Raw genomic sequence first — 13,073 nt, 5'->3', positions numbered from 1 at the left:
CGGCGCCGCACGTGTCTCAGCGTGTCTGTTCCGGTTCCTGCTCCACGATGCCGCGTACGACACCGAGCTCGGCCAAGTCCTGCGGGCGGAGGCGGAGTTGGTCGGCCGTGGAGCGGATCTCGTCCCCCGGGCGCTTGAGTATGGCGGCCGCGAGCTCGGGGGCGATGACCGAGAAGTAACTGTCCGGAGTGGCCCAGGTGTTGTCGGGCGCCGCCAGCGCCAGCGCGCCGCCCGAGCCGCCCTCGCCGATGACCAGGCTGGTGATCGGCACGGGTGACGCGGCGACGGCCGCGAACAGGTCCGCGATGGCAGCTCCGGCCGCGGCCCGCTCGGCCTCCGCGTCATTGGCGGCACCCGGCGTGTCCACCAGCGTCAGTACCGGGATCCGCAGCCGCCCGGCCAGCCGGACCAGCCGCGCCGCCGTCCGGAATCCCGCGGGCCGAGTGGCCGTACCGCACTGAGCGGCGTACGCGACGGTCCTCCCGTCGTGCTTCCCGAAGCCGCACACCATGCCGGGATCGGCGCCGCCGCAGCGGTCGCCGCTGATGGCGGCCCGCCGGGTGAAGTACGCATCCAGGTACGCCTGGGCGCGGGGGCGCTCGGGGGCCCGGGCCTGCTGGACCGCGTCCCAGCCGGTGCGGGGGAGTGGGGTGGCGGCGAGGGCGTGGGGTGGGGGAGGTGCGACCCGTTCGGTCGCCGGGTCCACGGTCGTCAGCAGCTCCAGCCACAGGGCGACCTCGGCCCGGAGCCGGTCCGGGGCCACGACCGCGTCGATCGCTCCCCCCTCCAGCTGCGCCTCGGCCGTGTACGCGTACGGGTCCGCGTCCTGCGGCCGTACGCGTGCGCCGGCGAAGCCCACCTGAGCGCCCGGGAGGGCCAGGATCACGTCGGCGCCCGCGCCGAGCGTGGCCCAGCCGCCGCCCGTCGTCGGGTCGCGGAGGACGGCGAGCTGGGGCAGGCGGGCCTCGCGGGTGAGGACGGACTGCCAGGCGACCCGCTGGAGTTGGGCAAGGGCGCGCATGCCCTCCTGCATACGGCTGCCGCCCGTCGCGATGAGGGAGACGACGGGGAGGCGTTGCTCGCGCGCGTACGTGTAGGCCGCCTCCAGGCGGTCGCCGGTCCGCTCGCCGAGTGAACCGCCGAGGAAGCCGAACTCGAAGGAGATCAGGACGCAACGCGTGCCGCCCACGCCGTTGTCGCCGCCCACTCCCTCCGTGCCGCCCACGGTGGCCGTGCCGCAGACCACCGACTCCTGCTCGCCGGTACGGGCAGCGGCACGCGCGCGTGAGTCGTCGTAGCCCTGCCAGGAGAGGGGGCCGTCGGGGGCGTACTCGGCGGTGGGGGAGACGAGTTCGTGGAAGTCGTCAGCCAGGAGGGCGACGGCTTCGCGGGCGGTGAACCGGGCGTCGCCAGGCCTTCCGCTCCCGGGCCGCCCGGTGCCACCGTCAGGCATGGAGCGCCCGCTTCATGATCTTGCCCATGTCGTTGCGTGGCAGCGCGTCCAGATAGCGCACGATGCGCGGCCGCTTGTGCGGGGCGAGGCGGCGGGCGACATGATCGGCCAACTCATCCGAGGACGGCGGGGAATCGGGTGCGGCGGGCACGATCCACGCCACGATCCGCTCGCCCAGATCCTCGTCCGGTTCGCCGGTCACGGCCGCCTCCCGCACCCCTGGGTGCTCGAGCAGCGCGTTCTCGATCTCACCCGCGCCGATCTTGTAGCCGCCGCTCTTGATGAGGTCGGTGGCCTTGCGGCCGACGATGCGTACGTATCGGTCGGGGTCGCGTACCGCCATGTCCCCCGTGCGGAACCAGCCGCCCTCCGCGAAGGCGGCCGCGGTCGCGTCCGGCCGATTCAGATACTCCGTGAACAGGTTGGGCCCGCGCACCTGGATCTCGCCGACGCTCGCCCCGTCATACGCCTCGACGGTGGCACCGTCCTCGTCGACGAGCCGCAGCTCGACGCCCGGGAGGGGGACGCCGACCGTGCCCGCGCGCGGCTCGCCGTCCGCCCGGACGCTCGGCCGGGGGTCCGGGGGTGTCCACCGGGATGAGCACAGCATGAGCGTCTCCGTCATGCCGTAGCGCTCGATGACGCGGCGGCCGGTCGCGGCCGCGATGCGCTCGTGGTCGTGCACCGGGAGCGCGGCGGACCCCGACACCAGTAGCCGGGCCTGCGCAAGGCCCTTGGCCAGCTCGGGCTCGGCGGGCAGCACCTCGGCGATGCGGTGGTACATGGTCGGCACGCCGAACAGCATCGTGGCGCCGGAGTTCAGCTCCCTCGCAACACCCTCGGTGCTGAACCGGCCGAGATGCCGCACCGAGCCGCCCCGCCGCAGCGGACCGAGGATCCCGAGGATCAGACCGTGCACATGGAACAGCGGCAACCCGTGCACCAGCACGTCGTCGCCCGTCCACTGCCAGGCGTCCTCCAGCGCGTCGAGCGTCGCGGCGACCGCGCGGCGGGGGAGTACGGCGCCCTTGGGCGGGCCGGTGGTGCCGGAGGTGTAGACGACGAAGGCGGGGGCCTCGTCGTCGATCTCGTCGGCGGGGCGTGATGCCGGGCCGTCCGCAGCCGCCGCCCGTTCGCCGGCATCCACATCGATACGGGGCAGCGCGGCGAGCGCCGGAGGGAGCTCTTCTCCGGGCGCCGCGAGCACCAGCGACGGCGCGCTGTCGGAGAGGATGTGCGCGAGCTCCTTCTCACCCGACTTCGGGTTGAGCGGCACGGCCGCGACTCCGGCCTCCAGCGCGGCCACCACCCCGACCGCGGTCTCGAGGGCGGGCGTGGCCCAGACGGCGACACGGCCCGCACCGCGGATGCGCTCGGCGAGGGAGCCGGTCACGGCGGCCAGTTCGCCGTACGTCAGGGCGCGGTCACCGAACCGCAGGGCGGGCCGGTCCGCACCGGCGCCCGGACCTGCGCTCAAGGCCGGAAAGAGAGAGGACACGCGTCGTACTCCTTGCTGGTCGCTGTCGCTGTGGCTGTGGCTCTTGGGTGTGGCTCTTGGCTCGGTTGTCGTGGGGTCGGTCGTCGGCAGGTGCCAGGTTTGCTCTACCAGTAATGTTCCGTGCCCGGCGGGTCTGTGCCGTGCCGCAGGTCACCCGAATCCCGGCACGACCATCGCCAGCCACACCACGGCGGGGACCACGGCCACCACGATCCCCCCGTAGATCATCAACTGCCGGAAGAAGCGCTCGCGATCGACGTCCGGTGCCGCGGCCAGTACCAGCGCGCCGTTCGTCGAGAACGGGCTGACGTCCACGACCGTCGCCGACACCGCGAGCGCCGCCACCATCCCGATCGCACCGATCTCGCCCTGTGCGAGGAACGGCACCGCGAGCGGGATCAGCGCGCCCATGATCCCCACGGATGAGGCGAACGCCGAGACGATCGCGCCGATGTAGCAGAGCAGGACCGCCGCCAGCAGCGGGACGCCGATGCCACTGACGCCCTCACCGGCCCATGTGATGGTGCCCATCTCGTCCAGGACGCCGACGTACGTGAGGACACCGCAGATCAGCAGCACCGTCGGCCAGGCGATCTGGCCCACCGCGTTCCGGCTGTCCGCCGGCCAGCAGGCGCTGAGCAGCACGGCCAGGGTGATCGCCGTCAGACCGGCGTCGAGGTCGAAGGCGAGGACGGCGACGACGAGTGCGACCAGGGCGGCGAGCGTGGCGATGCGGGCCGGAGTCAGGAGGGCGTCATCCCCGGTCCCCGTCCCGGTTCCGTTCCCGCTGCCCGTACCCCCGTTCCCGCTGCCCGCAATCCCGCTTCCGCCGTTCGTGACCCCCACCGCCGCGGGGACCTGCTCACCCTTCGTCGCGCTGCCCTTCGCCCAGAGCTTGAGCCCGCCGAAGAGGACGAACACGATGCCCGCGATGACGAGATTGACCACGAGGGATGCCAGGAAGAGCGTGATCTCGCTGCCGGGCAGCTTCTCGCGCTCGACGATGCCGTTGACGATCGAACCGTAGATGCTGATCGGCGAGAAACCGCCGGCCTGCGCGCCGTGCACCACCATCGCACCCATCAGCAGCGGGCTGATCGAGTAGCGGGCGGCGAAGCTCAGCGCGATCGGCGCGACGATGGCGACGGCGGCCGGACTGACCGCGCCGATCGCCGTCAGCGCACCCGTGAGGGCGAACATCACCCAGGGAATCAGCGCCACGCGGCCGCGCACCAGCCGGATCGAGGCGTGCACGAGCCAGTCGGTGGTGCCGTTGGCGCGCGCGATCGCGAAGAGATACGTGACGCCGACGAGGACGACGAAGAGGTCCCCGGGGAAGCCGGCGAAGATGCCGTCGGCGTCGAGGCCGGCAACCAGCTCACCGACCGCGAACGCAGCGGCGAAAGCGAGCGCGCCCATGTTGATGGAGCGGGTGGTGGCGATGACGAACACCACGACGAGCACGAGGATCGATATCAGTTCGGCGGACATGCGGGCTCCCGTCCCTGGGTCCCTTGTGTGAGGTGGATCAGTGGCTGAGCCACTGATCCATTTGGCCAAGCGGTTGCCCCACATTGGGCGTCGTTCCGAGGGAGCGTCAAGGGGTCGGACATAAATTGGCTCAGCCACTTGACCAATGAGCCACCTAACCACTGCCCGTAACCCGGTGTTACGCTCGCCACGGGCGGATCACGCGAGGGGGAACCACATGACCGACGCACTGCGCCCGATGGCCAAACCGCGCCTGTACGAGCAGGTTCTCGAGCGGCTGCGCCGTTACGTGGCCGAAGGCGGCCTGAAGGCCGGCGACCGCCTGCCGCCCGAGCGCGATCTGGCGCAGCGCCTGGGAGTCAGCCGGGCCTCCGTGAAGCAGGCGATCGTGGTCCTCGAGGTCCAGGGCCTGGTGGAGGTCCGCCACGGCGGTGGCACCTACCTGGTGCGGGACAGCCTCGACGCGGAGCCCGTGGAGCGGTTGGTCGAGCGGCGGCGGCGCCTTCCCGATGTACTCGAAGCACGCGAGGCGCTCGAGACCAAGCTCGCCGAACTCGCCGCGGAGCGCCGTACGGAGGACGATCTCGCCGCCCTGAGCCTCGCGCTCTCCCACATGGCCGACGAGATCGCCGAGGGTGCACACGGTGTGGAGGGCGACCGCCTGTTCCACGCGGCGGTGACGGCCGCGGCGCACAGCAGCCTGCTCGCCGAGTTCATGCGCTCCATCGCCGACCAGATCACGGAGAGCCGCAACGAGTCGCTCCGCCAGCCGGGCCGCCCCGCCCGGTCCCTGGCCCAGCACCGTGCGATCCTGCGCGCGATCGAGGCACAGGAGCCCAAGCAGGCGGCCGCGGCGATGCGCCGCCATGTACGGACGGTCGCGAAGGTGCGGTTGTTGGACTGGAACCCGGACGACGAACGCGCGCCTGTCGACTGACGGCCGCGTCGTGCGGGCCGCCGGCGGCTTCAGCGCGGCCGGCCTCGGCCCCCTCCAGAACCTAGTCCTTGAGGTCGATCATGCGGACCGGCTGCCCTGTCGTCCGGGCGATCGTGTCGAAGTCGTGGTCGTAATGGAGAAGGGTGAGGTCGGCCTCTTCGGCGACGGCGGCCACGAGGAGATCGATGGGTCCCCCGCTGCGGTGCTCGCCCTTGGCGGTGAGCTGTCGCTGGACGACGCGGGCGCGCCGGTAGATGCCATCGGGCATGGGACACCACGCGTACTGGGTGCTGAACGCCTTCTCCATCCGCTCGCGGTCTCTGGCCGAGCGAGCCGAGTAGAGGACTTCGATCTCTGTGATGTCGCAGATCGCGACAAGACCGGCGGCGATCTTGTCGTCCCACTCGGTCGTGGTGTGGCCGAGCAGGACGCGAGCGAGGGCGGAGGTGTCGATGAGGTAGTCGGCGACGTTCACTCAGCTCCTCCCGTGCCGCCGACGTGCTCCGCTTCGCGAACGCCACCGCGGTACTTGCGCTTGTCCAGGAGGATGTCCATGTCCAGAGCGCCGTCGGCGACCAGCTGGCGCGCTTCCTCGAGGGCCCGCAGTCGCCGGTAGCGGGCGGTGACCTCTCGCAGTGCCGTGTTGATCGTGTCGCGCTTGGTCTTGGTTCCCAGCTCTATGGCGGCTGCTTCCAGGGCTTCGTCGTCGAGGTCGATGACGGTACGGCTCATGGCTGCCTCCTGAGATATACGGGGATCGACATCATGATACATGACCTGCTGTATATCAGCGGCTGCGAGATGCTCGGCTCACTCCACCGACGTCAGCCGCTGCAGCAGCCCCCAGGTGAACTCGGCGACGGCCCGCCGTCGTGCCCCATCCTTGTCCGGCGCCGTGAAGCCGAGGCGCCAGCGCGTGGGGGCCGTGCCCTCCATCGGCCGGGCGGGCGCGAAGGCGCGGGCCACCTCGTCGACCGTGCAGGACCACGGGCGCAGGTCCTCGACCGTGCGCAGCGCCGGGCCCGGGGCGCCGGGCGCCCGGATCAGCCACTCGTTCCACACCGCGCCGTTCGGGGCGAGGAGCACCTCGAAGCGGAGGTCGGGCCAGAGGGGGACCGGCCACAGCAGGGCTTCGCATTCGAGGTCGCCGATCCTGCGGACCGTGGTCGACTCGGGAGTGCCGAGGACGGAGCGGTACCGGGAGGCCGCGCCACGCGCGCGTGGGGAGCGGACCATGGCCTGCCAGCGGCGATTCGCCTCGCGCATGTCCGCGAGCGAGACCCCCCAGCTCGCGCCGGGCATCCTCGACGAGGTCCGGATTGTGGTCCGCCATGCGGCGAAGCAGCACCAGCTGGAAGTCGCGGCGCGTGAATGGGCTGCCTTTCGGGCGCCCACCATGATCTGGACGGTCAGGCTGGTCACGACGGTCAGGCTGGTCACTACGGTCGGACTGATCGGGCTGATCCGGCTGATCCAGGTGCTCGAAATGCGCGGGCATGCCGCCTATCGTCGCGCACGGGTGGGCGCCCTGGGCCCGGGCGGGGAGCGGCACCCGGCCCTGCGCCGGGAGCGCGCGGAGAGCGACACCCTGCCGCCCGCCCATTGCCCTGCAAAGAGCGCTCCGCATAACCTGTGTTCGTCATTCCGGTCGACCGTTGAAATTTCGAACATGAGGGAGGGGTCGTGGGCCGCCTCGTACCCGCCGTGACCCGGGCGCTCGACATACTCGAGCTCTTCCTGGACGGTGACGGCACCCTGTCCGCGCCGGACATCGTCCGCAAGCTACAGCTGCCCCGCACGACGGTGCACGAGCTGGTCACCACGCTCGCCGCCCGGTCCTACATCGTCCCGGTCCAGGGTCAGCCGGGCCGCTACCGGCTCGGCGTGCGCCCGTACCAGCTCGGCAGCCGGTACGCCGAGCAGCTGGACCTCGCGGCCGAGGGCCAGCAGGTGGCCCGTACCGTCGCCGAGACCTGCGACGAGACGGTGCACGTCGCGATCCTCGAGGGCACCGACGTCATCTATATCGCCAAGGTGGACTCCACGCACGCCGTCCGCATGGTCTCCGCCGCGGGCCGCAGGCTGCCCGCGCACTGCACGTCCGTCGGCAAGATGCTCCTGGCCTCCCTCCCGGACGACGATCTCGCCTCCCGTGTCCCGGACGACGCGGATCTGGTCGCGATGACCGCCAACAGCATCACCGACCCGGCCGCGCTGCGCGAGGCCCTTGCGGTGATCCGCGAGCGCGGTGTCGCCGTCGAGAGCCGCGAGTCGAACCCGGACGTGAGCTGTGTCGCGGCGCCGGTGCGCGACCGTACGGGGCGCGTCGTCGCCGCGCTCTCCATCTCCGTACCCATGATCCGCTGGAGCGACGAGCGCCGGGTCGAGCTGGAGCAGCTCGCCGCCAAGGGTGCGGCCGACCTGTCCGAGCGTCTCGGCTACCGGGGGGTGTGATGGGCGTCGAGCTTGCGGTGCGCGAGTACGCCGAGCTGGGTGAGGGTCCCACGTGGGACGTCGACGCCCGGCGGCTGATCTGGGTGGACATCCTGCAGTCGCGTGTCCATACGTACGACCCGGCCGACGGCCGCCGGACGGTCATGGTCACGGAGCAGCACGTGGGTGCCGCCAAGCCCCGCGCGGGTGGCGGCCTCGTCGTCAACCTCCGGGACGGTGTCGGGCTCTACGGCCCGGACGGCCGTGACTTCCGCTGGCTGCACCACGATCCCGTGCCCGGCCGCCGCGCCAACGACGCGGCCGTCGCGTCCGACGGCTCGCTCTGGGCCGGGACCATGCGCTACGACGAGGCGCCGGGCGGTGGCACGCTGACGCGGATCACCGGCGACGGCACCACGCAGGTCGTCCTCGACGACGTCGCCGTCAGCAACGGCACCGGCTGGAGCACCGACGGGCGGCTGATGTACTACATCGACTCGCCGACGCGGCGGATCGACGTCTTCGACGTCGAGGATCCCGAACACGTGGTGAACAGGCGCCCGCTGGCCGTCATCGAGGACGGCGCCGGCTTCCCCGACGGGCTCACCGTCGACGCGGACGGGTGCGTCTGGGTCGCGCTGTGGGACGGCGGAGCGATCCGCCGCTACACACCCGCAGGCGAGCTGGACCATGTCATCGAACTGCCCGTGCGCCGGCCCACGGCGTGCGCGTTCGGCGGCGCCGGCCTGACCGACCTGTACATCTCCACCGCCCGTACGGGACTTGAGGCACCGCATCCACTGTCCGGCTCGCTGCTGGTGGTGCCGGGGGCGGGGAAGGGGCTGGCCCAGCCCGCCTTCGTGGGTTAGCCGAGCAGGCATCTGTCCCGGAAGGCCCTCGCCCGCGCGTATGCCGGCGAGGGCCTTTCTGCTGCTCTGACGGCCTTCAGGGCCTTGGAAATCCATGGAACTTGAAAGTTTTGCGCAACCCATTGACGCGAAACCTGTTCGACTCTACGGTCCGGTTCGAAGTTACGGGCACCATTCGGAATATCGAACAGTAAGGGTGGGGTATGGGACGACCTTCCCTGAGCCGTAGGCAACTCCTGGCCGGTATCGGCGGGTTGGGCGTAGCCGGGAGTTTCGCCTTCGCGGCGGGCGGCACCGGCGCGGACGCGCTCGCCTCGAGTGCGAGCACCCGGGTCCGCTACTGGAACCTCTTCAGCGGCGGCGACGGCTCCAACATGATCGCGATGCTCGACGCCTTCCGTAAGGCGAACCCCGCCATCGACGTGAAGGACTCCACCCTCCAGTGGGGCAACCCCTTCTACACCAAGCTCGCCATGGCGGCCGCGGGCAACCGTGCCCCCGAGCTCGGCGTGATGCACATGGGACGGGTCACCGGGTTCTCGCCCGGCCGCCTCCTGGACCCCTGGGACGTCGAGCTGCTAGCCAAGTACGGCGTACGGCAGGAGGACTTCAACCCCGCGCTGTGGAGCCGCGGCGTCATCGACGGCAAGCTCTACGCCCTCCCGCTCGACATCCACGTCCAGCTCTGCTTCTACCGCAAGGACGTGCTGAAGAAGGCGGACCTGCTCGGCGACGACGGCCGGATGATCCCGGTCACCTCCACCGACGAGTGGTTCGACGTCCTGAAGAAGGCCAAGCAGGCCCAGAAGAAGGGCCTGCAGACGATCGGCCTGTGGACCAACGACCAGAACTTCCAGTGGTGGTTCTTCGTCGCCTTCTACACCCAGCTCGGCGGCGAGTGGTTCGACGACGCCCGCACCGAGGTCCTCTTCGACGCCGACAAGGCCACCCAGGTCCTGGAGTTCCTCCGGCAGCACGTCACCGACGGCTACGTCATCCCCGGCGCCCCCACCGGCGAGCAGTTCATCAACGGCGCCCCCTTCACCTGGGAGGGCAACTGGTCGGTGCCGGTCTTCTCCGGCGCCAAGCTGGACTACGGCGCGACCCCGCTGCCGCCCGTCTTCGGCAAGCAGGCCACCCACGCCGAGTCGCACGCGTTCGTCCTGCCCCACCAGGCCGGCCGCGGCGGCGCCACCAACGAGGCCGCGCACCAGCTGGCCGCGTACGTCGTCCAGCACGCCCTGCAGTGGGCGGCCGGCGGCCACATCCCCGCCTATACGCCGACGCTCTCCACGCCCGAGTACCAGAAGCTCACCCCGCAGAACGAGTACGTGAGCGCCATGGACCACCAGGCCACCGAGCCGAAGGTGTGGTTCGCGGGCTCCACCGGCGTGCTCGCCCAGGACCTCGGCCCGGTCGTCGTCTCCTCGACGATGGGCTCCGCCAAGCCGGCGGCCGTCGCGCAGACGATGAAGAAGCGTCTCGCCAAGCTCCTCGTCTCGAAGAACCCGATGGACGGCAGGACCGCCGCGCAGGGAGGTGCGGTCGTATGACGACCAGTGCTCAGACCGTCGTCGCGCCGGCGCGCGTGAAGTCCGCGACCGCGGTCGCGACCGTCCGCCGCAAGCAGGGCTTCCAGCACGGGGGCTGGTTCATCGCCCCGTTCCTGGCGCTCTTCGCGCTTTTCGTGATCTGGCCGCTGCTGCGCGGCGTCTGGCTCAGCTTCACGGACGCCAACATCTCCGGAGAGGACACGAGCTTCGTCGGCCTCGACAACTACCGCGAGGCCCTGGGCGACTCGGCGATGTGGGACGCCCTCGGCCACAGCGCGTACTTCACGCTCCTCGTCGTGCCCTGCATCACGGTCATGGCCTTCCTGCTCGCGATGCTCGCGCACCACATCGAGCGCGGGAAGTGGCTGTGGCGGCTGTGCTTCTTCGTGCCGTTCCTGCTGCCGTCGACCGTCGCCGCCAACATGTGGCAGTGGCTGTTCACCCAGGGCATCGGCCTGTTCAACGAGACCCTCGGGATCGACACGCCCTGGCTGACCGACAAGTCGTACGCGATGCTCGCCATCGTCATCCAGACCCTGTGGTGGACGGTCGGCTTCAGCTTCCTGCTCTACCTCGCCGCGCTCCAGGGCATCCCCGGCCACCTGTACGAGGCCGCCAAGCTGGACGGCGCGAACGCCTGGCACCGCATCGTCCACATCACGCTGCCGATGCTGCGCAACATCACCGGCCTGGTGATCGCGCTCCAGATCCTCGCCTCGCTCCAGCTCTTCGACCAGGCCGTCGTGATGATGGACTTCAGCCCGGGGCCGGAGCTGAGCACCCGCTCCTTCGTCCAGTACACCCTCGAACAGGGCTTCACCAGCTACCGCGTGGGCTATGCCTCCGCGATGTCCATCATCTTCTTCGTGATCATCGCAGTCGTCGCCCTGGCGCGGATGTGGCTGCTGCGCAACCGTGAGGAGGGCGGCCGATGACCACCGCCGCGACGACCGTACCCACCAAGTCCCGCAAGCCATGGACGCCCAGCCAGATCGTCCTCACGCTGATCGGCGTCGCCGTCTCCGCCGTCTTCGTGGCGCCGATCGCCGCGTCCCTGTTCACCTCGCTCAAGTCCGAGGCCGAGGCGGCCGAGATCCCGCCGCACTGGCTGCCGAAGGTCTGGACGGGCCAGGCGTGGAAGGCCCTCTTCGAGACCGGGAACATCACCAACTGGTTCGTCAACTCCCTGGTCGTCTCCGTCTGTGTGACGTCCATCGTCCTGCTCGTGAGCGCGCTCGCCGGATACGGCTTCGCCCGCACCGAGTTCCGCGGCAAGGCCGTCCTGATGGGCCTCGTGATGAGCGGCCTGATGATCTCCCCGGCCGTCCTCGGCGTCCCCCTGTTCACCACGGTCCAGCAGATGGGGATGGTCGACACCTACTGGGGCATGATCCTTCCGCAGTGCGCCCCCGCTGCGATGGTCTACATCCTCTACAAGTTCTTCCAGGGCATCCCCCGCGAACTGGAGGAGGCCGCCTTCATCGACGGCGCCGGCCGCTGGCGGGTCTTCTTCACCATCGTGGTCCCGCTCGCCCGGCCCTCGCTCGCCGCGGTCGGCATCTTCACCTTCATCGCGTCCTGGAACAACTTCCTGTGGCCGTACATGGTGACCAACAACCCCGACCTGATGACCATGCCGAACGGCATCGCGACCGTCATGAACTCCTACGGCATCCAGTGGGCCCAGCTCATGGCCGGCGGCCTGATGGCCGGACTCCCGCTGATCATCGTCTTCGTCTTCTTCCAGCGCCAGATCGTGGCGGGTGTGGCCCACACCGGCCTCGCCGGCCAGTAACGCCCGAGAGGAACCACGCAGTTGAAGCGCCTCAGATACGCGGCGGTCCTCGCCGCCGCCCTCCTCGCCCTCCTGCCCACCACCGCCCAGGCGGACACCGCCTACCCCGACCCCCTGCCGATCACCGGCCAGGAGATCATCCACGACCCCTCCGTCATCCACCTCAAGAACGGCCAGTACGTGGCCTACTCGACGGGCGGCGTGATCGGCGCCCGCCTCTCGGCGGACCTCGAGCACTGGGCGGACTCCGGGAACGCCTTCGCCGAGCCGCCGAGCTGGTGGTACGAGTACAACGACACCGGTGACCCGTGGGCGCCCGACATCTCGTACCGCGACGGGAAGTACTGGCTGTACTACTCCGTCTCGTCCTGGGGCTCCAACCACTCCGCGATCGGCGTCGCCACCTCGCCGAGCGGCCTGCCGGGGACCTGGACCGACCACGGCAAGGCCTTCAGCTCCGAGAGGACCGACAGCTGGAACGCCATCGACCCGGCTGTGATCAAGGCCGAGGGCAAGCTGTGGATGGCCTTCGGCTCGTACTGGACCGGCATCCGCATGGTTGAGCTCGACCCGGAGACGGGGAAGGCCCTGCCGGGCGAGGCCGTCCACCACCTGGCGACCCGCCCCGACGCCCCGTACGCGGTGGAGGGCCCGTACATCGTCAAGCACGGCCGCTACTACTACCTCTTCGCCTCGTACGACGCGTGCTGCTCGGGCGTGAACTCCACGTACAAGATCCGGGTGGGCCGGTCGGAGTCCGTCACCGGGCCGTACGTCGACAGCGACGGCACCCCGCTCCTCCAGGGCGGCGGCGACCTGCTGCTCGCAGGGCACGGCCGGTTCATCGGCACCGGAGGCGAGTCCGTCTTCCGCGACAAGGGCCGCGACATCCTCGCCTACCACTACTACGACGCGAACGACAACGGCACGCCCAAGCTGGCCCTGAACCCGCTGAGCTGGGGCAGGGACGGCTGGCCGACCGTCGCGGCCTGGGACTGAGACCGGCCCGGGACCGAGCGCGACAGATCAGGCGGGCGCGACCCA

Annotated in this window: 13 protein-coding genes and 1 pseudogene; 8 read left to right on the top strand and 6 right to left on the bottom strand. The window is 70.5% G+C overall.

All coding sequences use genetic code 11. The features are described 5' to 3' along the window. Window positions 1-16 precede the first annotated feature (16 nt). The 3 genes from H1D24_RS24395 to H1D24_RS24385 all read right to left on the bottom strand — a co-directional run bounded on the left by H1D24_RS24395 (window position 17) and on the right by H1D24_RS24385 (window position 4,442). On the bottom strand, window positions 17-1,453 hold the full coding sequence (locus tag H1D24_RS24395; RefSeq protein WP_181659795.1) for a carboxyl transferase domain-containing protein: 1,437 nt from the start codon (window positions 1,451-1,453) through the stop codon (window positions 17-19). Further along, window positions 1,446-2,951 (bottom strand): acyl-CoA synthetase, encoded by a 1,506-nt coding sequence (locus H1D24_RS24390; RefSeq protein ID WP_181659794.1) that lies wholly within the window; start codon window positions 2,949-2,951, stop codon window positions 1,446-1,448. Before H1D24_RS24390 ends, H1D24_RS24395 begins: the two co-directional genes overlap by 8 nt. Window positions 2,952-3,101: 150 nt before the next feature. After that, entirely contained in the window at window positions 3,102-4,442 is a 1,341-nt protein-coding gene (locus H1D24_RS24385; protein ID WP_181659793.1) for an SLC13 family permease, read from the bottom strand. A 217-nt stretch (window positions 4,443-4,659) separates the two neighbouring features. Here H1D24_RS24385 and H1D24_RS24380 point away from each other — a divergent pair, with 217 nt between their 5' ends. Further along, window positions 4,660-5,379 (top strand): FadR/GntR family transcriptional regulator, encoded by a 720-nt coding sequence (locus H1D24_RS24380; protein WP_181659792.1) that lies wholly within the window; start codon window positions 4,660-4,662, stop codon window positions 5,377-5,379. Between the two features lie 61 nt (window positions 5,380-5,440). Here the strand turns inward: H1D24_RS24380 and H1D24_RS24375 are convergent, their stop codons facing one another. From H1D24_RS24375 to H1D24_RS24365, 3 genes and pseudogenes are all read right to left on the bottom strand, one after another. Further along, a complete protein-coding gene (locus tag H1D24_RS24375) occupies window positions 5,441-5,854 on the bottom strand; it encodes a PIN domain nuclease (protein WP_181659791.1) in 414 nt (137 codons plus the stop codon). Then, entirely contained in the window at window positions 5,851-6,111 is a 261-nt protein-coding gene (locus H1D24_RS24370) for a type II toxin-antitoxin system VapB family antitoxin (RefSeq protein ID WP_181659790.1), read from the bottom strand. The genes H1D24_RS24375 and H1D24_RS24370 overlap by 4 nt, the downstream gene beginning before the upstream one ends. A gap of 78 nt (window positions 6,112-6,189) precedes the next feature. After that, a pseudogene (locus H1D24_RS24365) lies at window positions 6,190-6,712 on the bottom strand (hypothetical protein). On the opposite strand from H1D24_RS24365, the gene H1D24_RS42575 reads away from it, so the two are divergent. The 7 genes from H1D24_RS42575 (at window position 6,701) to H1D24_RS24335 (ending at window position 13,028) form a co-directional block, all read left to right on the top strand. Beyond that, window positions 6,701-7,087 (top strand): hypothetical protein, encoded by a 387-nt coding sequence (locus H1D24_RS42575; RefSeq protein WP_258564269.1) that lies wholly within the window; start codon window positions 6,701-6,703, stop codon window positions 7,085-7,087. The pseudogene H1D24_RS24365 and the gene H1D24_RS42575 overlap by 12 nt on opposite strands. After that, window positions 7,063-7,833: an IclR family transcriptional regulator gene (locus H1D24_RS24360; RefSeq protein ID WP_181659789.1), complete on the top strand. Its 771-nt coding sequence runs from the start codon at window positions 7,063-7,065 to the stop codon at window positions 7,831-7,833. The genes H1D24_RS42575 and H1D24_RS24360 overlap by 25 nt, the downstream gene beginning before the upstream one ends. Continuing rightward, window positions 7,833-8,681 (top strand): SMP-30/gluconolactonase/LRE family protein, encoded by an 849-nt coding sequence (locus H1D24_RS24355; RefSeq protein WP_181659788.1) that lies wholly within the window; start codon window positions 7,833-7,835, stop codon window positions 8,679-8,681. The genes H1D24_RS24360 and H1D24_RS24355 overlap by 1 nt, the downstream gene beginning before the upstream one ends. Before the next feature lie 203 nt (window positions 8,682-8,884). Next, window positions 8,885-10,234 (top strand): extracellular solute-binding protein, encoded by a 1,350-nt coding sequence (locus tag H1D24_RS24350; protein ID WP_181659787.1) that lies wholly within the window; start codon window positions 8,885-8,887, stop codon window positions 10,232-10,234. Further along, window positions 10,231-11,169: a carbohydrate ABC transporter permease gene (locus tag H1D24_RS24345; RefSeq protein ID WP_181659786.1), complete on the top strand. Its 939-nt coding sequence runs from the start codon at window positions 10,231-10,233 to the stop codon at window positions 11,167-11,169. Before H1D24_RS24350 ends, H1D24_RS24345 begins: the two co-directional genes overlap by 4 nt. Then, complete coding sequence (locus H1D24_RS24340) at window positions 11,166-12,029, top strand: carbohydrate ABC transporter permease (protein ID WP_181659785.1); 864 nt, start codon at window positions 11,166-11,168, stop codon at window positions 12,027-12,029. Before H1D24_RS24345 ends, H1D24_RS24340 begins: the two co-directional genes overlap by 4 nt. 21 nt (window positions 12,030-12,050) lie before the next feature. Next, on the top strand, window positions 12,051-13,028 hold the full coding sequence (locus H1D24_RS24335) for an arabinan endo-1,5-alpha-L-arabinosidase (protein ID WP_181659784.1): 978 nt from the start codon (window positions 12,051-12,053) through the stop codon (window positions 13,026-13,028). Window positions 13,029-13,073: the final 45 nt, after the last annotated feature.

Origin of the sequence: Streptomyces himalayensis subsp. himalayensis (genome assembly GCF_013778455.1) — a bacterium.
GTDB classification, from domain to species: Bacteria; Actinomycetota; Actinomycetes; order Streptomycetales; family Streptomycetaceae; genus Streptomyces; species Streptomyces himalayensis.
Note: the sequence above shows the minus strand (reverse complement) of the source record. Positions and strands in the feature narration are given on the sequence as shown.